The following is a 20,724-nucleotide window of genomic DNA, read 5'->3' on the forward strand; positions in this document are numbered from 1 at the left end:
ATTTAAGAAGCGCTTCGAGGTGGAACGGACGTTGAATTATCGGGTGGAAAAATAAATAAAATTTGCCAAAGCGTGGTTTAGATAATTGCCGAAAATATTTCCAGCCAGGTCGTGCCGCAGCGGTTCCAAGCGGCCGTCTTGAGGGACGATCACCCGAACATCTTTGCCGTTAGTCCCGAGAAAAACATTCCGGACTGATAAGTCATAAGCTTTGGCAATCGCCAGGATAAAATTACCGGTCTCCCGAAAAGTAATCCCTATTTGTAATCCGTCATTAGTGGGATAGGTCTTTAAACAGCGCAGCTTTTCGTCCTCGCACTCTAACCAATAGGTATGGTTATAATCATTTTCAATAAAACCCTTGGGATTGACCGCAACCTGTTTCCCCGCCACGATATCGCGGAGGAGCGACAGATAATTGCCGGGATCACGCAGGTATGCTATAAGTTCTCCGTTGATCCGGGCGCGTTCCGGCGAGTTCGCGGTGGAATATTCATTCTCTTTAAAGAGCTGGTTGAGATGATGTCGCAAATATGAAATTAGATAATGGGTTGTTCCCGGAACAATCTCCAGTAAGTCGAGCGTCCGGCCTTCATGGACCAGCTTTGGGACGAAAAAACCATCCTCGACCGCGGCCAGACCGGCAGGATCGGCCGTGTCTACCAGCGGAAAGGACACTTTTCCTCCGGCCGTGCTGAGCATATAATGTTTTCCGCGGACTGGGTAAGAACCCGGAGGGAGCGGTAGTAATTGGCCGCCGCTGACCGCGAAATGTCCTTCATTGAAAGGAGTATTGGAAGCATCGGAAACAAAGAGGATGTTTGGTTCGTTCCTGCTGACCTGGTCAAGTTTCTCCGCGCCAGCCGCCCAGAAAAATGGAGGTTGGGCAAAAACTACCTGGCGCGTGGCTTCCTCTGTTATGCGGCTTTGCGGCATCTGCTGGTCCCACTTGGCCGCAAAAATTGGATCAAGGAATTTATCGGGAACACAGAATTTTGCCTTAAGCTGGCTTTGGTCAAGCGTGACCAGGTGATAGAGGCCTCTTTCGTGACGGCCTTCATCGATAGTCACGGAGTTATGGCCGGGAGCGGCTACCCGGCCGAGGTGTTTGAGCTGAAAGTCGGTTCTGATGCTCATAATATGTATCGGTCGCTGGAAGAAGATATTTCAGTGGAGATTAGGCCGAGAGGGTTCGACTAATGGCGTTTTTCCAGCCAAGATAGAGCTTTTCCGCCGCCGCTTTGGCCATTTTCGGTTTGAAGGTCCGGTCGCTCGCCCAGAACTTCTTGATCGCCGCGGAGTTTTTCCAGAAACCGATCGCCAGTCCGGCCAGGTAGGCGGTCCCCAGCGAAGTTGTTTCGATGCTCTTCGGCCGTAAAATCCTGACGCCAAGAATGTCGGCCTGGAATTGGCAGAGGAAGTTGTTGGCGACCGCGCCGCCGTCGACCTTCAATTCCTTGATCCGCAGGCCGGATTCTTTTTTCATCGTCTCCAATACGTCTTTGGTCGAATAGCCCATCGCCTCAAGGGCGGCCCGGACAAGATGGTTTTTGTTCGTTCCGCGGGTCAGGCCGACGATCGTCCCTCTGGCGTTCTGGTCCCAATAGGGGGCGCCAAGGCCGACGAAAGCGGGGACGAAATAAACACCGGCGTTATCTTTGACCGCTGTCGCCATTGCTTCCGACTCGGCCGAGCTCTTCATAATGCCGAGCTGGTCGCGGAGCCACTGGATCGCCGCTCCGGCGATAAAGATTGACCCTTCCAGCGCGTAAGCGACCTTCCCCTCCGGTCCGCAGGCAAGGGTGGTAATTAATCCGTGTTGTGAATTGACCCGTTTCCGGCCGGTATTAAGGAGAATAAAACAGCCGGTCCCGTAAGTGTTCTTCATTGTTCCCGGTTCAAAGCAGGCTTGGCCGAACAACGCGGCTTGTTGGTCACCGGCAATCCCGGTGATCGGGATCCCGGCCGGGAGCCGGCCGATCTTCACGGTTTGGCCGAATTCACCCGAAGATGGCTTAACTTGAGGTAGGATCGAGCTTGGGATCTTCAAAAGCTTGAGGATCTCTTTATCCCAGGCCAGTTTTTCAATGTTAAAGAGCATCGTTCTGGAGGCGTTGGTATAATCGGTGGCGTGGACTTTCCCCCCGGTTAGTTTCCATAAGACCCAGCTATCCGTTGTGCCAAAACAAAGTTCCTCTGCCTTCGCCTTAGCCTTTTTTAAGATCCATTCGACTTTAGTCCCGGAGAAATAAGCGTCGATCGGCAGGCCGGTTTTCTTTTTAATGAACCCGGCCAGCCCTTTCTGCTTCAGTTGGTCGCAGCGGGCCGCGGTCCGGCGGCATTGCCAGACAATGGCGTTATAGACCGGGCGGCCGGTTTTTTTGTTCCAGACGACGGTCGTTTCCCGCTGGTTGGTGATCCCGATCGCCGCGATCGAAGCGGGGGGAACTTTAGTTAACACTTTCTGAATAGAAGCGTAAACGCTTTGCCAGATCTCTTCCGGATCGTGTTCCACCCAGCCTGGTTTAGGAAAGTATTGGGGGAATTCCTGGTAGGCGCTGGCGATCTTTTGGCCTTTTTGGTCGTAGACTATCGCCCGGCTGCCGGTCGTTCCCTGGTCGATCGCTAAAATATATTTCATCGCGCCTCCAGCCAGTTCAGGATATCGGCAAAGACTTGTTCGCGCCCAAGGTCGATGGAGAGGGCGTGGAGCATTTCCGGATACTCGATCATCGTTTTATCTTTGAGCGGCAGGCTGGCGATCAGTTTTTTACCGGCCGTTTCATCGATCAGCAGATCGTGTCCGGAAATTAGAAAGAGCGAGGGGGTTGTTAATTTTTTACTCAATCGTTTCGCTTTCATTTGGGCGAAGAGGGTGTTGACGAGCATTTTCAGGCTCGCGGACCGGAGTTCATCAGGATTGTTGTTCATGACCTTTTGGTACGCAAGGTCCCGGGTGCACATTTCTGAAGTGAAGGGGACTTCGATCGTTCTTTGGGGATCGAACAAGATAAAAGCGGCCAGCGTTAAGTAGTTGGAGAGGGAAAACTTCATCCCGTTCTGGAAAGCGGGGGAGATCAATATCTGCCCGGCGAATTTTTCCGGGTTTTGGCCGGCGACATTAAAAGCGAGCAGCCCGCCGAGGCTTTCCCCGAGGAGATAGATCTTTTTACCGGGGTTTTCCTGGGCGACGATCTCGCGGAGCCGCAAAATATCACGGTAGTAAGTGTTGAACGAAGCGATATGGCCGCGCGGGCGGTCCTTAGTTTGGCCATAGCCTTTCAGTTCAATGGCGTAAGACGAGTAGCCATTTTTCGCGAAATAATCGCCGAGGAAATTCCAGCGGGCGGAGTGGGCGCCCATGCCATGCACGAGAAGAAGGACGGCCTTGGCCTTAACGGCGCTCCATTTACGATAAAGCAGATCAGTTCCGATAAGCTCCGGCATGAAAGGATTATAGCATCAATCGGTTTGACTGGAAGGGGTGGTCGTGAGAAAATCCAAACAATGAAAAACTGGATCGCTCCGCTCTTCGTTGCCGCCGCATTATATGACGGCCTTTTAGGTTTAATTGGTGTCGCGGTTCCGGTTTGGGTTTACGCTCAATTTAATATGCCGCTTCCCGAACATCTTGGCTATGTGCAATTACCGGCGTTGCTGATGATCGTTCTCGCCTTCGCTTTTATCGCGATTGCCCGTGACCCGCGGGGGAACAAGAACCTGATCTGGTACGGAGTTATGGTTAAAGTCGCTTTTTGTTTGGTCGCTTTTGGCCATTTTTTCTTCGGCACGATCCCCGCGATGCTTCTCCCCTTCGCGATCGTTGACCTGATTTTTATCGGGTTGTTTATTGGAGCGGAGAGAGCGGTTTAGTTTCAAGCTTTACAAGTCCGGTATAAATACATATAATTCCTTTTGTTATGAGAAGCGCTTTTATTTTGACACTGCTATTGGTCGTGTCAATGTCTGCGACGGCTCTAAATCTTCCGGGCTCGCGGCTTATTGAGAGCTCGGAAATTTATATCAATCATCGTTTCTTCGGCAATGTCTCGGACGACCCGCTCAATAATTTCATTGGCATGGACCAGGGAGCCAATATCGCCCTGGGCTTTGGTTTTCGGCTCAATGACCGGGCCGCTCTTTCCATTTTACGCTCCACTTTCGATAAAGAATATTTTCTGGCCGGCAAGTTCGCGCTAACGGACGGCTTGTCGGTCCTGATCGGCGATGCGCAAAAAACTTCTCCGACGGTGGTGGGGGACCGGAATAGCTATCTCGGCCAGTTGATCTTTACCAGGGAGCTAAACGATCGTTTTGCCGTCAGCTTCGTTCCTTCGCTTGCCAATCCGGTCAACAATAATCCAACCCTGGCGCTGGGGCTGGCCGGAAGTTACGCGCTGGAAGTAAGGGCCGGTTATCTTGAACGCCTGGAGCTGATCGCCGAATATCTCCCGGTCGTTTCAGGCTATGCTCGGCGCTATCCGACCGCGTCATTGGGGGTCAAACTTAAAACCTGGGGGCATTTTTTCTCCTTGATTTTTACCAACAACATCCAGACCCTGCCGGGCGGCTTCCTTCCCGGCAGCGCCGATAATAATCTTCATTTCGGATTTAACATCGTCAGAGAGATATCATGAAAAAGGAGGCCATATGACAGTTTCCAAGGTTACGATTTTAGACGGTTGCATCAGTTGCGCGCTCTGTGAACAGATCTGTCCGGAAGTCTTTGAAATACCCGAGACCGCGAAGGTCAAGGCGGGCGTTGATTTGAACAAGTTTGAAGACAAGATCAGGGAAGCGGCCGATTCTTGTCCGGTCAGTGTAATCAAAGTTGAATAAGAGAGGGGAGCGGTGAAGATTTTAATCTTAGCGGCTTTTTTTGCCGGCTTTGTTTTCGCGGGCTGCACGAGCCAGAATTCGACCTACCCGGCCACTACCACAACGACCATTCCCGCGTCAGCCGCGACTGCGGTCAATATTTCGGGCCTGGCTTTTAGTCCGGCCTCGGTCATCGTCTCCGTTGACGCGACCGTCGTCTGGACCAATAACGATTCAGTCTCTCATACGGTTTCCAGCACTTCCGGCCCGGCCAGTTTTGACTCCGGAACGTTTGGGGTTGGGGGGACTTTTTCTCATCAGTTTACGATCGCGGGGACCTATGCTTATCGCTGTAATATCCATCCTTCAATGACCGGGCAAGTGATAGTGCAATAAACCCGAATCCGGCCGAATACTGTGGGGGCAGGCCTATAAGCCGGATTCTGTGCCTCGACTCGGCCTTCGGCCTCGCTCGGCACAAGTGACTTGTCCCGAACGAACTAGTCGAGGAACGGCAATCTATCTGGGGCCGCCATTACTGGCGACCTCGGTGCGACCTACTCGAGCTCATAACGAGGCGAGCCGCCTCTCACTCTGTTTGGTCTTGCTCCGCGTGGGGTTTACAACGTGACCGTCGCCGGTCTGTTACGTCGGGAGCTCTTACCTCCCGTTTTCACCTTTGCCTTCCTACCTTTAGGGTAGAAGTGGGCCGTGTAATTTCTGTTGCACTTTCCTTCGGATTTAAACCCGACTGGGCGTTACCCAGCACGCTGCTCGATGGAGTCCGGACTTTCCTCACCTCGACTCGTGCTTCGCACTCGCTCGGTACAGGCTCCTTGAAACAAAGAGGCTTGCGCCGAGCGAACAAAGTGAGCCGAGGCGTAGCCGTCCAGCCTACCCCCGCTATTATTCTATAGGAAATAAGCGGAATTTCATAGTGTTTAGCGGTTAAACAGCGGCCCGTGGCTCGACTTCTGGTGATCGTCGATCCCTTTATTGGAGAGGAGGTCGGCCTCGGTGTTCTTTTCCCGGCGGATATGGGTCACTTTAGAGTGCTTGAATTTCTTTAGGAGCGACTGGGCGTGATGGAAGAGGGGGATCAACCCCTCGTTTTTAACTCGATATTCGCCGTTGATCTGTTTGACCAGGAGCTCCGAATCGGCAAAGCACTCGACCTCTTTGGCCCCCAGGCTTAGCGCTTCTTCCAATCCGCGGATAAAGGCCATGTATTCGGCGATGTTGTTGGTCGTCTTCCCCAGGTATTCGGCGACTTCAGCCACAGTTTTACCATTATGTTTAATGACCACTCCTGCTCCGGCCGGTCCCGGGTTGTTGCGGGCCGCGCCGTCGGAATAGATCGCGTACTTATTCATATTCTTCCTCCAAAATAGTGTCGGCCGGCAGATCAAAAGCGAATTCGATCCACTTCTGGTTCAGGGGCAGGGGGCCTTCGGGGATCAGTTCCCGCCCGCCGTGAGAAGTGTCGACGATCGACATGTTCAGCTCGCTGTCGGCGTTGTTCGAGTCGAAGATGCCGATCCGGACCTTGTTCGTCCCCGGTTTTAGAAAACGGTTGATCGGGAGCTGCTCGTTGAAATAAACGAGGTCGGGCAGACTGGTGTTGGTGTAGATCATGTTCCCGTTGACGAAGACGTTGCAACGGACCCCGTTGCCGTGCAGGTTATAGACGATATTGCAGACGTTCCGGTAGTTCAGCTCTTGGTGCTCGTCCCGCCTCAAGCCAAGCAGCAGGTTCAGGTCGAATTCACCGAAACTGATCCGGTTGGTCTTTTTCTCCCCGTCGTTGTTAACGTAAGTTTCAAGCGCCGGTCCGTCGGCGGCCAGATAGTATTCCGCTTTGCCGGTCCGAACGACAAAGAAACTTTGGCTTTTGATCTCCGCCAGCAAGTCGGCCGCCAGGACGTCGGCTTGTTCCAAAATATATTTCCGCTCCTGGATATGATAATAGAGAAATAGCTCTCCCTGTTTGGTCATCACTCTTGTCTCGCCTTTGGTCCGGACCAGCTTGATCTTCAGCCCGTTCTTTTCGAACTCCAATCCTTCCTTGGCGGCGACGGCCGGCAGACAAAAAGCGCAGAGCGCCAGCAGGCAAAAAAACTTTCTCATCTTTTCCTCATCAGTTTTTTTAAGAGCCGGCCGCCGGGCAGAGTGTTGATGACGTCGCTCTTTTTCAGCCAGCCGCGGCGGGCGGTCATCACCCCGTACTTCATGTTGACCAGCTGGTTCGCGGCGTGCGAGTCGGTGTCGATCGCCAATTCCAGGCCCAGTTCTCCGGCCCGCCGGCAATGGGTGTCTTTGAGGTCGAGCCGTTCCGGATAGGCGTTGAGCTCCATGAAGGTCCCCGTCTCTTTGGCGGTTTTGAATATTTCTTCGATCTCGACTTCGTAAGGGTCCCGTTTGCCGATGATCCGGCCGGTCGGATGGGAGAGGATGTTTACGTATTTATTTTCCAGCGCTTTATTGATCCGCCCGGTCATCTTGGACTTTTCCATTTTAAAATTGGAATGGACGGCGGCGATGACGACTTCAAATTCTTTCAGGACGCTGTCGGGGTAGTCGAGCGTCCCGTCGGGAAGAATATCGATCTCCACCCCCTTTAAGATCCGGAACCCTTTTAATTTCGCGTTCAGCTCGTCGATCTCTTCCAGCTCTTTTATGGATTCCTTGGCGGTCAGGCCGCCGGCGATCCGGGCCGATTGGGTGTGGTCGGTGACGGCGATGTATTCGTAACCGAGCTTTTTGGCCGCTTCGACCAGTGCTTCGATTGTATCGGCGCCGTCGGAGGATCGGGAGTGCATCTGCAGGTCGCCGCGGATGTCGCCGAGCTCGATCAGCTTGGGGATTTTCCCTTTGGCGGCCGCTTCGAACTCGCCCCGCATCTCCCGGAGCTCCGGGGGAATAAATTGCAGGTCGAACATAGCAAACATTTCCGCTTCGGTCCGGCCGCCGATCTGTTTTCCCGCGGCGTTAAAAATCCCGTACTCGCTGACTTTCCACCCTTTTTTCCGGGCCAGCTGGCGGATATGAATATTATGGCCTTTACTGCCGGTGAAATAGTGGGCGGCGGCGCCGAAACTCTTGTCCGGGACGACCCGCAGGTCGGCCTGCATCCCGTTCTTGAGGATAACCGAAGCTTTGGTTTCCCCCTTGGCCAGGGTCCGTTCAACTTGCGGGAGGGAGGTGAAAACGGCCATGACTTTGGCCGGCTTTTTTGAGGTCGCGAGGAAGTCAAGATCGCCGATCGTTTCCTGGCGGCGGCGCAGACTGCCGGCTGGCAGGAGCTGGTTGGTCTCTTTTTTCAGCGCCAGGGCGATCGGTTCGGCGTAGGCGAGCCCTTCAGAGAGGAGGAACCGTCCTTTGACCCGTTTTTTTAGAGCCAGTCCCTTGCGCAGGTTCTCTTCTTTTTTAGCGCCAAAGCCCGGGAAACCTTTGAGCTTGCCGGCCCGGAGAAATTGCTCCAGCTTTTTGACCGAGTCGATCTTAAATTTTTTGTAAAGACGCATGGCGGTCTTCGGTCCGAGGGAGGGGATTGCCAATAAGTCGATAAAACCTTTAGGGAATTCTTTTTTTAGTTTCTGGTAAGTCTCGACCTTGCCGGTTCTGATGTAGCAAACGATCTTTTCGGCCAGGTCGCGGCCGATCCCGGGGAGCTCTGTTAAAGCGGCCGTCCCGCCGGCCCGATAGATGTCGGCCAGATTTTTAGAGAGGGCCTCGATCGTCCTGGCCGCTCTTTGGTAGGCCCTGATCTTGAACGGATTATCCTGTTTTAATTCCAGAAACTCGGCGATTTCCCCGAAAATTTTAACAAGCTCGGTGTTTTCCATTGTTTCACCACTCTGGCGGGATTATAACACACTTGACATTGAAAATTGTCGGGCGTATTATCGCAAATCATTGGAGGTAAAAAAATGATAAAAAAGTGTGCCCTGATTTTTACGTCCGTTTTTGTTTTATCGACGATAGCGTCGGCGCTGGAATTTTCGGCCGATGTGGTGACCAATTATAAGGGAAAGACCGGCCCGGCCAAATCTAAAATGTACATGGGGAACAATAAATGGCGGATGGAGAGCGAAGCGGCCGGCAAGAAATCCGTTTCGATCATACTGGCCGATAAAAAAATTGTCTGGGTCCTGATGCCGGAATCAAAGATGTATTTGGAGCAGAAGCTGACCCCGGACAAAATGATGGGGATGGGGGAAAAAGCGCCGGGGGAAGTGACCAGGAAAAAGATCGGCCGGGAAAAGGTTGACGGGATCATGTGCGATAAATACGAAGTGACCTATAAAGGACCGGACGGAGAGAGCAAGATGTACCAATGGCTTTCCAGCGACAACTGGCCGATCAAATCGGCGGCGGTCGATGGTTCCTGGTCAACCGAGTTTAAAAATCTCAAGAAAGGGGCTCAACCGGGCGCCTTGTTCACTATTCCGGCCGGGTACAAGAAAATGCCAATGCCTGACATGGGGAGCATGAAAGGGATGAAGCCGGAGGATATGCAGAAGATGATGAAAGGGTTCATGAAGTAAATATTATAATTATCGGAAAAACAGCCGGCTTAGCTCCGGCTGTTTTTTTTTATCCTTATGCTATAATAACTTCGTATGGAGAATGTCCTCTTAAATATCGATCTCCCGGGGGTAAAGCTCTTCAAAAGAGGGAAAGTTCGCGATGTTTTTGAGGTTGACGATAATCTACTGATCGTCGCAACTGATCGGATCTCCGCCTTTGATTTTATTATGCCGAATGGCATTCCGGACAAAGGAAAAATCCTCACGCAAATCTCGCTTTTTTGGTTTGATTTTACTAAAAACATTATCAAAAACCATCTCTTGGTCACAAATGCCGATGAATATCCGGCCCAGCTTCAGCCGTATAAAATCCAATTGTCCAAGCGCTCTGTGATCGCTAAAAAAGCTCAATTGATCCCGATAGAATGCATTGTGCGCGGCTATCTTTCCGGTTCCGGCTGGAAAGAGTACCAAAAATCGGAGTCGATCTGCGGGCTTAAGCTCCCGGCCGGCTTAAAAGAGTCCGCCAAGCTCCCCGAGCCGATCTTTACCCCGACGACCAAAGCGGAGCAGGGACACGACGAGAACATTACCCAAGAACAGGTTCGCGATCAGATAGGGGCTTCAGCGGCCGCGGAGATCAAAGAAAAAAGTCTGGCGCTTTATCGGGCCTGCGCTGATTACGCCGCGAAAAAAGGGATCATCATCGCCGATACCAAGTTTGAATTCGGCTATTTTGACAACGAGATCATCATTATCGACGAAATGCTTACTCCGGATTCTTCCCGCTTCTGGCCGAGCGAGCGCTACCAGGTTGGACGATCACAGCCGAGTTACGACAAACAATTCGTCCGCGATTATCTCGAGTCCATAGGGTGGAACAAAGAGCCGCCCGCTCCCAAACTACCCGAGGAGGTGGTGCAGAGGACCAGGGAAAAGTATCTCGAAGCCTTCCAGAAACTAACCGGGAAGGCTGTTCTATAGGAGGTTAACCATGGATATCGGAAAAGCGTTTGTTGATTCCTGGAATAATTATATTAAGAACTTTGTGGTCGTATTGCTGGCCGCGATCGTTTCTTCACTGCTCGGGTTCCTGATCGCTCCGATGGTCGGTTTTCAGATGATGTTCGTCAAGGCCAAAAGAGGGGGCGAGATCGCGTTTAACGATGTTTTTGCCCCGTTCAGCAAGTTTGTGAACATCTTTTTCGGCGCGATCTGGATCGCGATCCTGCTGGTCCTGGCTTTTCTGCCGGGAATGCTTTGTTTCTATCTCAACTGGAATGCCGTCGGCGGGATCCTGATGTTTGCCGCGGTCCTGATCGATATTTATCTGGCAGTTTGCTGGATCTTTGCCCTCCTCTTTATTTATGATAAAGGGTTGTCGATCAAGGCTGGACTGGCCGCCAGCCGGGCGCTGGTCATCAAGAACAACTGGTGGTCGCATTTCCTGTTGGTGATCCTGGCCGGGATCGTCAGCGGCCTGGGGAACATTCTCTGGGGAGTCGGCGCTATCCTGACCATGCCGATCGGTATTGGCGCGATTGCCAGCGCTTACGCCGACGAAGCGAAGTAACCGTTCCGTTCGAGCTTGAAACTTGGCGGCGGCAGAAATGTCGCCGCCAATTATTAACCGAGAATTTATTGGTTTAAAAGAAAGGGAAACTATGGATATCGGGAAAGCGTTTACCGAAGCCTGGAACATTTACCGGAAGAACTTCTGGACGGTCTTCCTGGCCAACCTAGTGGCGGTCCTGCTAAGTATAATTACCCTGGGGATCCTCTTTCCGCCTTTGTCGATCGGTCTGCAATCCCTTTTTATCAAGGCTAAAAGAGGCGAGCCTTTTGTTTTGCACGATATTTTCGGGCCAATGGGCCGCTTTTGGCCTTTAACCGGCGCGACCGCCTACTATTTTCTGGTTATTTTGATGGCGATCCTTTTACCCTGTCTTGGGGTCTTAGCTTTGCTGATCTGGCCGGGTTGGGCGACTGGTTTGGCCGCTTTTCTCACGATCGTGATCTTTTTCCTCTCTTTCGGCTGGATGACCTGGTATATGTTTACGTTCCTTTATATTTATGATCAGAAAATGACGGTTGGCGCCGCGATGCTGGCCAGTAAAATTGTCGTCAGAAAAAATAATGTCTGGCTCCATTTGCTGCTGTTCCTCTTGTCCGGGATCATTTCCCAACTTGGTTCCAACGTCTTTTATGTCGGGGTCTTATTTACCGCTCCGTTGGGGGCGGGGGCATTAGCGTGCGCTTATGATGAAGAAACAAAGTAAAAAAATAATGGTCGGCGGTCTCCCTCTTGGCGGAGGAAGCCCGATCTCCGTCCAATCGATGACCAAGACCAAAACGGCCGACGTTAAGGCGACGGTCGAGCAGATCAATCGTTTGGCGGAAGCCGGCTGTCAGATCGTCCGCTGTGCCGTGCCGGATCGGGAATCGGCCCTGGCCCTTAAGGAGATCAAAAAGAATATCGGTATCCCATTGGTTGCCGATATTCATTTCAATCATGAATACGCTCTCTTGGCGGCCGAAGCGGGAGTTGATAAACTAAGGATCAATCCCGGCAACATCGGCAGTGAAGATAAGGTCCGGGCCGTTGTCGGCGCCGCCAAAGAACGGCGGATCCCGATCCGGATCGGGGTCAATTCCGGCTCTTTGCCGAAAGATATCCTGGAAAAGTACCATGGTCACGTCACCGCCGAGGGGCTGATCGAAAGCGCCCTCCGGCACGTCGCGATCCTGGAGAAGTATGATTTCCATGATATCGTTCTGTCGCTCAAGGCGACTTCGGTCCCGCTGACGATCGAAGCGTATCGGCTGATGGCCAAGAAAGTTACTTATCCTCTCCATGTCGGGATCACCGAATCGGGAATTCCCAGGACCGGGATCATTCGCTCGGCGGTCGGGATCGGGACGATCCTGGCCTCCGGGATCGGCGATACCCTTAGAGTTTCCCTGACCGGCGACCCGGTCGAAGAGGTCCGGGTCGGTTTTGAGATCCTCAAGGCGCTGGAACTTTATAAGCAGGGAGTGACCGTGATCTCTTGCCCGACCTGCGGCCGGACCGACGTCGATGTCGTGGCGATCGCGAGCGAAATTGAAGAGCGGACCCGTTCGGTCAAACAGCCGCTGACGATCGCGGTCATGGGGTGCGAAGTCAACGGTCCGGGAGAAGCGGCCGAAGCCGATCTTGGCCTGGCTTGCGGTAAAGGGGCCGGTTTGATCTTCCGGTCTGGTAAAATAGTCAAGAAGGTCGCCGAAGCCGAAATGGTCGAGGCGCTGATGTCGGAGGTAAAGAAAATAGTTGATTAATGTTTCAAGGAACCTGCGAATAAACTTCGCGGTTCCTTGAAAAACACGGAAACCGCGACGATATTGTCGCAGGTTTCCGTAGAAAAATAGGGGGTTAATTAAGTGATCGATCGTTATACGTTGCCGAAGATGAGGGAGATCTGGTCGGAAGAGAACAAGTACCGGAAATGGCTGGAAGTTGAATTGGCCGCCTGCGAAGCTTGGACCGCTTTGGGGCGGATCCCCAAGCCCGCGCTGGATAAGATCAAAAAGAAAGCCGCTTTCGACATTAAACGGATCAACGAGATCGAACGGGAAACAAACCACGACCTGATCGCCTTTTTGACCTCGGTCGCGGAGAAGGTCGGGCGCGAATCGCGCTTTATCCACCTTGGGTTGACCTCTTATGACGTCGAAGATACCGCCCGCTCCATCCAGCTCCGGGAAGCGGCCGAACTGATCATCAAAGACATTGAAGATGTCATTAAGATCCTGAAGCGCCGGGCGAAAGAAGAGAAAGATACCCTGATGATGGGGCGGACCCACGGGGTCCACGCCGAACCGATCACTTTCGGTCTGAAATTGCTGGTCTGGGTCGGCGAGATGGACCGGAACCTGGAAAGGATGAAACGGGCCAAAGCGGTCGTTTCGTTTGGAAAAATTTCCGGCGCGGTCGGCACTTACGCCCTGGTCGATCCCCGGGTGGAAGAATATGTTTGCAAGAAACTGGGGTTGTCCGCGTCTCCCGCTTCGACCCAGGTCCTCCAGCGGGACCGCCATGCCGAGTTCATGACCACGCTGGCGATCGTTGCCGCGTCGCTGGAGCAGTTTGCGACCGAGATCCGCAATCTCCAGCGGACCGAAATCCTGGAAGTGGAAGAGCCGTTCGGCAAAGGGCAGAAGGGTTCTTCGGCGATGCCCCACAAGAAAAATCCGATCACCTGCGAGCGGATCACCGGTTTGGCCAGAGTTGTCCGGGGGAACGCTATGGCGGCGATCGAGAACGTCGCTCTCTGGCATGAACGGGATATTACTCACTCCTCGGTGGAGCGGATCATTCTCCCTGACAACTGCATGATGGTCGACTACATGCTCCAGAAGTTTGCCTGGGTGATGGACGGATTGGTCGTTTATCCGCAAAACATGCGCAAGAACATCGAGAAGAGCGGCGGGATGGTCTTTTCCCAGAAGCTCCTCCTGATCCTGACCGACCGGGGGTTGACCCGCGAAGAGTCGTACAAGATCGTGCAGACGGCGGCGATGAAATCGCGCTCGTCCGGCAAAAGCTTTAAGGATATTTTAATGGAAGACCGTGAAGCGCTCAAACACGTTTCCCCGAAAGAGATCGAGAAGATCTTCGACATCCGGGACAACGTCAAGAACGTCGACGTCGTCTTCAGGAGGTTTGGATTATAATGGCAAAGATCAAAGTTTTCGTTTATCCGAAAAAAGGAGTCCTTGATCCGCAGGGGAAGACGGTCGAGTCGGCCCTGCACACTTTAGGCTACAAGAAGGTCGCCAACGTTCGGATCGGCAAGTATATCGAACTGGAACTGCCCGATGGCGACAACACCAAGCTGATCGACGAGATGTGCCGCAAGCTGCTGGTCAATTCGGTGATCGAAGATTATCATTTTGAGGTAACGGCGTGAAATTCGGAATTATAGTTTTTCCGGGCTCCAATTGCGATCAGGATTGCTACCATGTCGCCAAAAACGTCCTGAAACAGCCGACTAAATACGTTTGGCACCAGGAAACTGATTTGAGCGACTTGGACTGCGTTATCCTGCCGGGAGGTTTTTCCTACGGCGATTACCTGCGGACCGGGGCCATTGCCCGGTTCTCGCCGGTCATGGAAGCGGTCAAGAGGTTCGCGGATAGCGGCAAGTTCGTCATTGGGATCTGCAACGGTTTCCAGATCCTGACCGAAGCGGGACTTTTGCCCGGAGCTTTGCAGCGTAACCGGGATCTCCACTTTATCTGCAAGCATGTCGATTTGAAAGTCGCCAACAATCAGACCGCTTTTACCAACGCCTGTAAAGCGGGCCAGAAGCTGAACATCCCGATCGCTCACGGCGAAGGGAACTACACCTGCGACGCCGCGACCCTCAAGGCGTTAAAACAGCACAAACAGATCGTTTTTACCTACGCGGGGGAGAACCCGAACGGGTCGGTCGCCGATATCGCCGGGATCTGCAACCGTCGGGGGAACGTTTTGGGGATGATGCCGCATCCCGAGCGGGCCTCGGAAGCGATCGTCGGCTCCGCCGATGGGCTGCTGATCTGGCGCTCGCTTTTGAAAAAGTGATTGTATTTTCCCTAACTTTGTCTATAATATCTCCATCATGAAAAAATACCTTGTCGCTTTAAGCCTGTTTCTTTTCGCTTCGACTTCTTTTGCCGCGATCAAGCTGCATGAATTGCCGATGGCTTCCGATTTTCATCTGGGTCTGACGACCGGGATCGGGACCGGCCTTAATTTTGGCGCCATCTTCCGTTTCCCTTTCAGCAATAACTTCCAGCTGGGAGTCGAAGCCGAGCCGGTCATGACCGATGTCAACTATTCGGCAACGATGAATTTGATCCGTTTTGGCGGGGTAGTCAGTTATTTAATCAATGATGAGATTATGCTTAACGGACATATCGGGATGTACAACATGAAGGTCAATCAGGATATTAATTACATGAAGGATACGACCCTATATCGCTTCCTGGCGGCCACCAATTACAAAGGGACTTACGCGGCGATCTCCCTTGATTATTATTACGCCCCGTGGGACGTCAAGTTCACTCCGAAATATGTCTTCAACACCGTTTCCGATTTCAATTTGCAGTTTAACGAGATCGATTTCAACATTACCAAACCGTTCTAACCTCACCCCTTTCTTCGCCTTCGCTTTCGCTTCGGCGAATTCATTCCCCTCTCCATCAAAGATGGAGAGGGGTGTCACGAACGAAGTGAGTGACGGGGTGAGGAGTTAAAAATTCCCGCCGAGCGTGATTGCCAGGTAATAGGCCGAGATCGTCAGCTTTTTCCCCGGATCGACAAAATCCCCCCGTTTCAGGGAATCGAACGAAGTGCTGAACCACCCCAGCTTCAGGCCGGTGAAAAAGTAATTGGTGAGCCGCTTGCGCAGGTCGATCCCGCACAGCACGGCCAGGGCGCTGCCGTAGCGGTTGACGTCGGTCCCGGAAAGGTTTTCATCGGTGGTATAAAGTTCGTATCCTCCCTGGGCGAGCCCGAGGCCGAGGTCCAATCCCAAAATAATGGAATCGTTGATGATCGGTTTGTACTGTGCCTGGACCATTTCAAAGGCGGCGGCGACGCTGTAATTGTAATAAGTCGTGCCGACCTTGACCGTGCTGCCGTTGCCCATCCCGCCAAAGAGCCCGCCGACCGCCAGGTTGGGGTTTAAGTTGAACATGAAGCCGCCGGCCCCGCCGTATAATGAACCAAGGCTCGACGCCGACAGCGCTTTGTTGTCGTTAATATTACCGGTCGGCATAAAATAGTAAAAACCGCCGCCGCCGCCGACCGCCATCGGGTCTTGCTGGACGTAACCGGTCTTACGGGCCGATTCATTGGCGATCTTTTTCATTGATTTGGAGAGATCGTTCAGGTCCTCGATCGACATTTGATCGAAGGTCGATTTTAATTCGGCCGGGGTCAAAGCGAAAAGCGGGGTCATGATGAGGCCGATCAAGAGATAACTAACGGCAATTTTCTTCATAGATTGCTCCTTTTAATAGATCTGAAGAAATTGTAGCTTAGATCAGGGGGGAATTCAACGTCAGCGTTTGGCGAGCCAGCCGGCCAGGTCGGCGAAAACTTTTTCCCGGCCGAGATCGAAGGAGAGGGCGTGGAACATTTCCGGATATTCGATCAGGGTCTTATCCTTGACCGGCAGGCGCCGGAAGATTTTACGGCTTTCGTCGGCGGAAACGAACAGATCGTGTCCGGAAACCAGAAAGAGGACCGGGAGCTCGATCTTGGGGATAACGAAATTGGCCCGAATCTGTTCCAGCAAGACGTTCAATAAAAATTTGGAAGTAGTGACCCTGACCTCCCGCCGATCGGTGTTCATCTTTTTCAAGGTCTTCGGATCGCGGGTCGCCATGGACGAAAAATAGGGGACCTTGAGCTTTTTGTTCGGTTCAAAGAGGAGCCCCTCGAAAAAATCGAACAGATCGGTCAGCTTAAACTTTAACGCCCCTTTGAAGGCGGGGGAAAGGAGGACCAGGCCGGCGAAGTAGCCGGGATTAAGGGCGGCCAGAGTAAAGGAGAGGAGCCCGCCCAGACTCTCCCCGCCGATAAAGATCTTTGTCCCGGGATGGTCTTGTTTGATCTTGGCGTAGAGTAATTTTATGTCCTGGAAATAAATGTCGAACGATTCGATATGGCCGCGCGGCTCTTTGGTTTCCCCGAAACCTTTTAATTCAATGGCATAAACGGCATAGCCCGGTTTGATCAAGGATTGAGCAAGGTAGTGCCAGCGGTCGGAGTGAGCGCCGATGCCGTGGATCAGGAGGAGAACGGCTTTAGCCTTAGGCGGACCCCAAGCCCGGTACAAGACATCGGTTTTATCCAACTTTCTTATACCGGGCCCGGAAAAAAAGTTGAACAGGTCTATTTTTCGTTCTCCGCGACGAACTTCTTGATCTCTTCAATCGCTTCCAGGATCAGTTTGGCCTTGGACATACCGAAGGAAAAAGGGAACTTGTCGCTCTCGTCCCTTTTAAGAATGAGCATCGGCTTCCCTTTGAATTCTGAACGTTCTGTGAGCATGTTGAATCTCCTTTACAATTTATTTTTGAACTTTGTCATTATAGCTTAACTTTTCGCTTTTACAAGTGTTTAAGGGCATGGCTTATCGGCTATTCGCAAATTTAATTAAATATTATTGTTTACTTATAGCACCCCATTTCTTTGACAGCAAAGAAATGGGGGAAAGAAACTGCATAAGGGGTTCCCCCTTATGGATCCCCGGCCTTCAAAATGCCCCCGCAACAATCTGATCTTAGTAGGGTTGTTGCTAACCCCGCCCCGCTGATGAAACCCCTTGAAGGCCATATTTTTAAAATATCTAAAGAGTGTTTTGTCCCAGTGTTAAGTGAGGCAGCCACTTAAATAATGGCACTGGATTAGAATATAAGTTCAGGATGGGCGCGCATTTCGCTTACCTTAAGAAAAATCGAAATGCGCCGGCGTTTTCTTTTCGTCCATTTTCTTTTTTGCTGTAGAAAAAGAAAATGGACACCCAATAAACAAGAAGAGAGAAAGTGATCTGCGAATAGACCAAAAACTAAGCTATGAATCTTTACTTAACAGCGAGCAGGGCGAGGAAGAGGGGGATCTCCTGGCGGGCGCGGTTTTCGGCGCGGGCTTTGGCGCCGGGCTGGCTTTGGCGGTGGGAAAACCATTCTTCCAGCCGGGCGACGGTCAAGCCGGCTTTATTGAGAGCGGTGAAATAAGTTGTGAGCGGACGGTGGAAGGTCCAGGTGATCTTCCCCGGATCGTAGCCGGGGTGCATTTTGATCGGGATCTTCATTTCCGAGAGGTAACTGTCGACCCGGCGGTATTGGAGTTTCCGTTGGTCGTCAAAGCCCCAGCCGCTCTGGCGGGGGATGCGGAAACAGGGGTGGCTGGTGACGATCAGTAAACCGCCGCCGTCCTTTAAGACCCGGGCGCTTTCGCTGATCACAATATCCAGCGGCTCAATATTTTGGATCGCCATGATACAGGTGACGATATCAAAAGAGGCGTTGGCAAACGCTTTTAAGTTGGCGGCGTCACTGACCTGGTATTTGATCGTTTTTGGGCTCCGTTCAATCGCCGCTTTGATAAGATTAGGGGAAGCATCGATCCCGGTGACTTCAACTCCCGCTTTGGCGAGTTCCCGGCAAAGGACCCCTTGGCCGCAGGCGAGATCGAGGATCTTTTCCCCCCGTCTGGGGTCTAGGAGCTTAAGAGTTCCCGGAATGATCACTTTTTGGTGATAATCAGAGCCTTTTTCGCCAACCAGTTGGTCGTACCAGTTGGCGACTTCATTCCAGCTTGTTTCGTGTTTTTTCATCCCATTCATTATAGTTTATGATCATTTAATTAACAAGCTGGCGAAAAATGGTCAATTTACTATTTACATTGCCAGAGAACCAGATTATAATGCCACCAGAAAAGTAAAGGAGGAGAAAAAATGATCAATATTACCAAGAACGAAAATGCCTTCGATCGGTTTATCAAGATCCTGGTTGGGAGTATTATTATTTTTCTGATCTTCTATTTTAAGGTTAACATTATTCTTTTAGCTGTTCTTCTCTTTGCCGCTCTTTGGATGGTCATAACCGGGCTGATCGGTTATTGCCCCCTTTACCATCTTCTCGGCATTAATACCCAGAAATAACCTGAAATTTCCCTTCGACAGTTAAGATATATATCCGGATGGATCGTTCTTAACCGGAGGGGAAAATGTCAGACGTCTTGATCAACCAATTAGCGAAACGCTACCAGCTTAATCCAACCTGTCCCCAGACCAGACATTCTTTGCGGTCATTTATCAACGGCGAACCGCTTCGTCTCCACCACCTTCGTTTTTTAGCCCTCGGCGCCAATCGCCGGGTGGCGACTTATGATCCGATCACCGGCAAGCCGTGGGGGAAAACCCAGCATATCGGTCTCAATTACGGCGCGACCAAGCCGCTCCTGGTCCCGATCGCGGAAATGGCCGATTATTTGGAAACTAATTTCCGGGAAAATGTCGGCCGGAGTTCCGGTCCGCACGCCGAGATCATGACCGAAGCGTTGGGGGAGGCGCGGCGGGCGATCGGTGATTTTGTCGGCTACGAGCGCGATCGTCACGTGGTCATCTTTACCCCCAATACCAGCGTCGGGATGAACCTCTTGGTCAAGAAAGCGGTTCAGGACGAGCAGGCGGTCTTCCTGCTTTCGCCGGTGTCGCACCATTCCTCCCAACTGCCGCAACGGACGAACGAACGCTCGATCCCGTTTGAATTTTTCCAGCTTCTGCCGAACGGGACCTATGATCTGGATTCGATCGAAAATTTGCTGCATCGATTCACCAAAAGCGGCTGTTATCATCCGATCTTATGCGTTGAGTCCCAATCGAACGTTACCGGTTATAAAACACCGGTCGAACAGCTCTGCTGGCTGGCTAAAAAATATAGAGTTAAAGTTTTTATCGATCACGCTCAAGGAGCCTCTTCGATGAAGCTTGATCTGAAAAATCTCTCCGGCGAAGTATTTATCGCTCTTTCCGGACACAAGCTTTACGCGCGGGACGGGAGCGGCGCGATCATCGGTCCGAAAGATTTCTTCCGCGGCGCGGCGCTCGATCCGGCCGGCGGCACGATCAGCGGCGTTACTTCCCGGGATATTCATTTTGCCGATCCGCCGGCGAATTTCGAGCCGGGAACCCCGGCTTTCATCGCCCAGGCTTCACTTGGTAAAGCGGTTCATTTGCTGACCGAGGCCGGATTGGATAATATTGCCGGATTTGAAGCGGAGATGGCCCGCCGAGTAATTGACTCGATATCGCGGGTCAAGGGACTGGAGATCCTCGGTGAATCGAACATTGATTTGGTCCCTCGCGGCCCGGTGGTCAGTTTTATCATGCGCGCGGCAAATGGGGACCGGATTCCCCCTGGGTTTATCGGCAAAGCGCTCGAGGTCTTTTTCGGCGTTGATGCCCGGGTCGGCCAATTCTGCGCCCATCCATATGTTTACAGCCTGCTGGGAGTCTCGGAACAGGAAGCGATCGCTCACGCCATGGCTCACGCCAAGAAGAGCCGGGCCGGCTGCGCCGCGCTGCCTGGCGACCAGAGCGCTCACGCCGCCCGGATCAGCTGGGGCTTTCCGACCCCTCACGAACATCTTGAAAAGATCCCGACAATGCTCGAACATATCCAGCGGATGTGGCCGCACGGCATCTTAGCGCTGGACGCGGAAGCGGGGGAATTCTATATCCCTGATCAGTCCCGGCCGCTGACCAGCGGACAATTTTCGATCTTCTCAAACGGTCGATACGAAAAAGAATAGCTCGTTGACGCCGGTTTAGTTACCTCT

Annotated in this window: 25 protein-coding genes and 1 other RNA gene; 15 read left to right on the plus strand and 11 right to left on the minus strand. The window is 52.3% G+C overall.

The annotated features are described in order from the left end of the window. Positions 1-36 precede the first annotated feature (36 nt). The 3 genes from WC772_02625 to WC772_02635 are packed head-to-tail and all read right to left on the minus strand — an operon-like array spanning position 37 to position 3,447. Entirely contained in the window at positions 37-1,137 is a 1,101-nt protein-coding gene (locus tag WC772_02625; GenBank protein MFA6169650.1) for a hypothetical protein, read from the minus strand. Positions 1,138-1,177: 40 nt separating this feature from the next. Continuing rightward, the gene (gene glpK / locus WC772_02630; GenBank protein ID MFA6169651.1) at positions 1,178-2,641 is read right to left on the minus strand and encodes a glycerol kinase GlpK; all 1,464 of its coding nucleotides are present in this window, start codon (positions 2,639-2,641) and stop codon (positions 1,178-1,180) included. Next, the gene (locus WC772_02635) at positions 2,638-3,447 is read right to left on the minus strand and encodes an alpha/beta fold hydrolase (GenBank protein MFA6169652.1); all 810 of its coding nucleotides are present in this window, start codon (positions 3,445-3,447) and stop codon (positions 2,638-2,640) included. Before WC772_02635 ends, glpK begins: the two co-directional genes overlap by 4 nt. 60 nt (positions 3,448-3,507) lie before the next feature. Here WC772_02635 and WC772_02640 point away from each other — a divergent pair, with 60 nt between their 5' ends. The 4 genes from WC772_02640 to WC772_02655 all read left to right on the plus strand — a co-directional run bounded on the left by WC772_02640 (position 3,508) and on the right by WC772_02655 (position 5,214). Further along, entirely contained in the window at positions 3,508-3,873 is a 366-nt protein-coding gene (locus tag WC772_02640; GenBank protein MFA6169653.1) for a hypothetical protein, read from the plus strand. An 89-nt stretch (positions 3,874-3,962) separates the two neighbouring features. Next, positions 3,963-4,637, plus strand: coding sequence for a DUF5777 family beta-barrel protein (locus WC772_02645; GenBank protein MFA6169654.1), 675 nt, complete (start codon positions 3,963-3,965; stop codon positions 4,635-4,637). A 13-nt stretch (positions 4,638-4,650) separates the two neighbouring features. After that, positions 4,651-4,839 (plus strand): ferredoxin, encoded by a 189-nt coding sequence (locus tag WC772_02650; protein ID MFA6169655.1) that lies wholly within the window; start codon positions 4,651-4,653, stop codon positions 4,837-4,839. Between the two features lie 12 nt (positions 4,840-4,851). After that, a complete protein-coding gene (locus WC772_02655) occupies positions 4,852-5,214 on the plus strand; it encodes a plastocyanin/azurin family copper-binding protein (GenBank protein ID MFA6169656.1) in 363 nt (120 codons plus the stop codon). A gap of 20 nt (positions 5,215-5,234) precedes the next feature. On the opposite strand, the gene rnpB is transcribed toward WC772_02655, so the two are convergent. From rnpB to polX, 4 genes are all read right to left on the minus strand, one after another. After that, an RNA gene (gene rnpB, locus WC772_02660) (RNase P RNA component class A) lies at positions 5,235-5,719 on the minus strand. Positions 5,720-5,759: 40 nt separating this feature from the next. Beyond that, positions 5,760-6,191 carry a ribonuclease HI family protein gene (locus WC772_02665; protein MFA6169657.1) on the minus strand — a complete coding sequence of 144 codons (432 nt, stop codon included), beginning with the start codon at positions 6,189-6,191 and terminating at the stop codon, positions 5,760-5,762. Next, positions 6,184-6,945: a hypothetical protein gene (locus tag WC772_02670; protein ID MFA6169658.1), complete on the minus strand. Its 762-nt coding sequence runs from the start codon at positions 6,943-6,945 to the stop codon at positions 6,184-6,186. Before WC772_02670 ends, WC772_02665 begins: the two co-directional genes overlap by 8 nt. Further along, positions 6,942-8,663 carry a DNA polymerase/3'-5' exonuclease PolX gene (polX, locus tag WC772_02675; protein MFA6169659.1) on the minus strand — a complete coding sequence of 574 codons (1,722 nt, stop codon included), beginning with the start codon at positions 8,661-8,663 and terminating at the stop codon, positions 6,942-6,944. Before polX ends, WC772_02670 begins: the two co-directional genes overlap by 4 nt. Positions 8,664-8,747: 84 nt before the next feature. Here polX and WC772_02680 point away from each other — a divergent pair, with 84 nt between their 5' ends. The 9 genes from WC772_02680 to WC772_02720 all read left to right on the plus strand — a co-directional run bounded on the left by WC772_02680 (position 8,748) and on the right by WC772_02720 (position 15,517). After that, positions 8,748-9,365 (plus strand): DUF4412 domain-containing protein, encoded by a 618-nt coding sequence (locus tag WC772_02680; GenBank protein ID MFA6169660.1) that lies wholly within the window; start codon positions 8,748-8,750, stop codon positions 9,363-9,365. Positions 9,366-9,440: 75 nt separating this feature from the next. Next, entirely contained in the window at positions 9,441-10,331 is an 891-nt protein-coding gene (locus tag WC772_02685) for a phosphoribosylaminoimidazolesuccinocarboxamide synthase (GenBank protein MFA6169661.1), read from the plus strand. Between the two features lie 10 nt (positions 10,332-10,341). Further along, the gene (locus tag WC772_02690; protein ID MFA6169662.1) at positions 10,342-10,920 is read left to right on the plus strand and encodes a hypothetical protein; all 579 of its coding nucleotides are present in this window, start codon (positions 10,342-10,344) and stop codon (positions 10,918-10,920) included. A 91-nt stretch (positions 10,921-11,011) separates the two neighbouring features. Then, positions 11,012-11,626, plus strand: coding sequence for a hypothetical protein (locus tag WC772_02695; protein MFA6169663.1), 615 nt, complete (start codon positions 11,012-11,014; stop codon positions 11,624-11,626). Continuing rightward, a complete protein-coding gene (gene ispG / locus WC772_02700) occupies positions 11,610-12,665 on the plus strand; it encodes a flavodoxin-dependent (E)-4-hydroxy-3-methylbut-2-enyl-diphosphate synthase (GenBank protein MFA6169664.1) in 1,056 nt (351 codons plus the stop codon). Before WC772_02695 ends, ispG begins: the two co-directional genes overlap by 17 nt. Before the next feature lie 102 nt (positions 12,666-12,767). After that, entirely contained in the window at positions 12,768-14,060 is a 1,293-nt protein-coding gene (gene purB / locus WC772_02705; protein ID MFA6169665.1) for an adenylosuccinate lyase, read from the plus strand. Then, positions 14,060-14,296, plus strand: coding sequence for a phosphoribosylformylglycinamidine synthase subunit PurS (gene purS, locus WC772_02710; protein ID MFA6169666.1), 237 nt, complete (start codon positions 14,060-14,062; stop codon positions 14,294-14,296). The genes purB and purS overlap by 1 nt, the downstream gene beginning before the upstream one ends. Next, positions 14,293-14,952 carry a phosphoribosylformylglycinamidine synthase subunit PurQ gene (gene purQ / locus WC772_02715; protein ID MFA6169667.1) on the plus strand — a complete coding sequence of 220 codons (660 nt, stop codon included), beginning with the start codon at positions 14,293-14,295 and terminating at the stop codon, positions 14,950-14,952. The genes purS and purQ overlap by 4 nt, the downstream gene beginning before the upstream one ends. Before the next feature lie 37 nt (positions 14,953-14,989). Next, positions 14,990-15,517: a hypothetical protein gene (locus WC772_02720; GenBank protein ID MFA6169668.1), complete on the plus strand. Its 528-nt coding sequence runs from the start codon at positions 14,990-14,992 to the stop codon at positions 15,515-15,517. A 105-nt stretch (positions 15,518-15,622) separates the two neighbouring features. Here WC772_02720 and WC772_02725 read toward each other — a convergent pair whose 3' ends face one another. From WC772_02725 to WC772_02740, 4 genes are all read right to left on the minus strand, one after another. Then, positions 15,623-16,375, minus strand: a complete 753-nt coding sequence (locus tag WC772_02725; GenBank protein MFA6169669.1) for a hypothetical protein — start codon at positions 16,373-16,375, stop codon at positions 15,623-15,625. 60 nt (positions 16,376-16,435) lie between these two features. Continuing rightward, positions 16,436-17,233: a lysophospholipase gene (locus WC772_02730; GenBank protein MFA6169670.1), complete on the minus strand. Its 798-nt coding sequence runs from the start codon at positions 17,231-17,233 to the stop codon at positions 16,436-16,438. Between the two features lie 38 nt (positions 17,234-17,271). Then, the gene (locus WC772_02735; GenBank protein ID MFA6169671.1) at positions 17,272-17,430 is read right to left on the minus strand and encodes a hypothetical protein; all 159 of its coding nucleotides are present in this window, start codon (positions 17,428-17,430) and stop codon (positions 17,272-17,274) included. A 532-nt stretch (positions 17,431-17,962) separates the two neighbouring features. Further along, positions 17,963-18,718, minus strand: a complete 756-nt coding sequence (locus WC772_02740) for a class I SAM-dependent methyltransferase (GenBank protein ID MFA6169672.1) — start codon at positions 18,716-18,718, stop codon at positions 17,963-17,965. 120 nt (positions 18,719-18,838) lie between these two features. Between WC772_02740 and WC772_02745 the strand changes: the two genes are divergently transcribed. Both WC772_02745 and WC772_02750 read left to right on the plus strand, forming a co-directional pair. Beyond that, the gene (locus tag WC772_02745) at positions 18,839-19,045 is read left to right on the plus strand and encodes a DUF2892 domain-containing protein (GenBank protein ID MFA6169673.1); all 207 of its coding nucleotides are present in this window, start codon (positions 18,839-18,841) and stop codon (positions 19,043-19,045) included. 65 nt (positions 19,046-19,110) lie between these two features. Further along, a complete protein-coding gene (locus WC772_02750; protein MFA6169674.1) occupies positions 19,111-20,697 on the plus strand; it encodes an aminotransferase class V-fold PLP-dependent enzyme in 1,587 nt (528 codons plus the stop codon). The last annotated feature ends 27 nt before the right edge of the window (positions 20,698-20,724 follow it).

The sequence above is a fragment of the Candidatus Margulisiibacteriota bacterium genome, from assembly GCA_041661965.1.
Classification (GTDB): Bacteria; Margulisbacteria; WOR-1; order O2-12-FULL-45-9; family XYB2-FULL-48-7; genus XYB2-FULL-45-9.

Excerpts from the sequence above, each read along its gene's own strand:
- WC772_02625 (MFA6169650.1), bottom strand. The coding sequence starts at position 1,137 with ATGAGCATCAGAACCGACTTTCAGCTCAAACACCTCGGCCGGGTAGCC.
- glpK (MFA6169651.1), bottom strand. The coding sequence starts at position 2,641 with ATGAAATATATTTTAGCGATCGACCAGGGAACGACCGGCAGCCGGGCG.
- WC772_02635 (MFA6169652.1), bottom strand. The coding sequence starts at position 3,447 with ATGCCGGAGCTTATCGGAACTGATCTGCTTTATCGTAAATGGAGCGCC.
- WC772_02640 (MFA6169653.1), top strand. The coding sequence starts at position 3,508 with ATGAAAAACTGGATCGCTCCGCTCTTCGTTGCCGCCGCATTATATGAC.
- WC772_02645 (MFA6169654.1), top strand. The coding sequence starts at position 3,963 with ATGTCTGCGACGGCTCTAAATCTTCCGGGCTCGCGGCTTATTGAGAGC.
- WC772_02650 (MFA6169655.1), top strand. The coding sequence starts at position 4,651 with ATGACAGTTTCCAAGGTTACGATTTTAGACGGTTGCATCAGTTGCGCG.
- WC772_02665 (MFA6169657.1), bottom strand. The coding sequence starts at position 6,191 with ATGAATAAGTACGCGATCTATTCCGACGGCGCGGCCCGCAACAACCCG.
- WC772_02670 (MFA6169658.1), bottom strand. The coding sequence starts at position 6,945 with ATGAGAAAGTTTTTTTGCCTGCTGGCGCTCTGCGCTTTTTGTCTGCCG.
- polX (MFA6169659.1), bottom strand. The coding sequence starts at position 8,663 with ATGGAAAACACCGAGCTTGTTAAAATTTTCGGGGAAATCGCCGAGTTT.
- WC772_02680 (MFA6169660.1), top strand. The coding sequence starts at position 8,748 with ATGATAAAAAAGTGTGCCCTGATTTTTACGTCCGTTTTTGTTTTATCG.
- WC772_02685 (MFA6169661.1), top strand. The coding sequence starts at position 9,441 with ATGGAGAATGTCCTCTTAAATATCGATCTCCCGGGGGTAAAGCTCTTC.
- WC772_02690 (MFA6169662.1), top strand. The coding sequence starts at position 10,342 with ATGGATATCGGAAAAGCGTTTGTTGATTCCTGGAATAATTATATTAAG.
- WC772_02695 (MFA6169663.1), top strand. The coding sequence starts at position 11,012 with ATGGATATCGGGAAAGCGTTTACCGAAGCCTGGAACATTTACCGGAAG.
- ispG (MFA6169664.1), top strand. The coding sequence starts at position 11,610 with ATGAAGAAACAAAGTAAAAAAATAATGGTCGGCGGTCTCCCTCTTGGC.
- purS (MFA6169666.1), top strand. The coding sequence starts at position 14,060 with ATGGCAAAGATCAAAGTTTTCGTTTATCCGAAAAAAGGAGTCCTTGAT.
- WC772_02720 (MFA6169668.1), top strand. The coding sequence starts at position 14,990 with ATGAAAAAATACCTTGTCGCTTTAAGCCTGTTTCTTTTCGCTTCGACT.
- WC772_02725 (MFA6169669.1), bottom strand. The coding sequence starts at position 16,375 with ATGAAGAAAATTGCCGTTAGTTATCTCTTGATCGGCCTCATCATGACC.
- WC772_02735 (MFA6169671.1), bottom strand. The coding sequence starts at position 17,430 with ATGCTCACAGAACGTTCAGAATTCAAAGGGAAGCCGATGCTCATTCTT.
- WC772_02740 (MFA6169672.1), bottom strand. The coding sequence starts at position 18,718 with ATGAAAAAACACGAAACAAGCTGGAATGAAGTCGCCAACTGGTACGAC.
- WC772_02745 (MFA6169673.1), top strand. The coding sequence starts at position 18,839 with ATGATCAATATTACCAAGAACGAAAATGCCTTCGATCGGTTTATCAAG.
- WC772_02750 (MFA6169674.1), top strand. The coding sequence starts at position 19,111 with ATGTCAGACGTCTTGATCAACCAATTAGCGAAACGCTACCAGCTTAAT.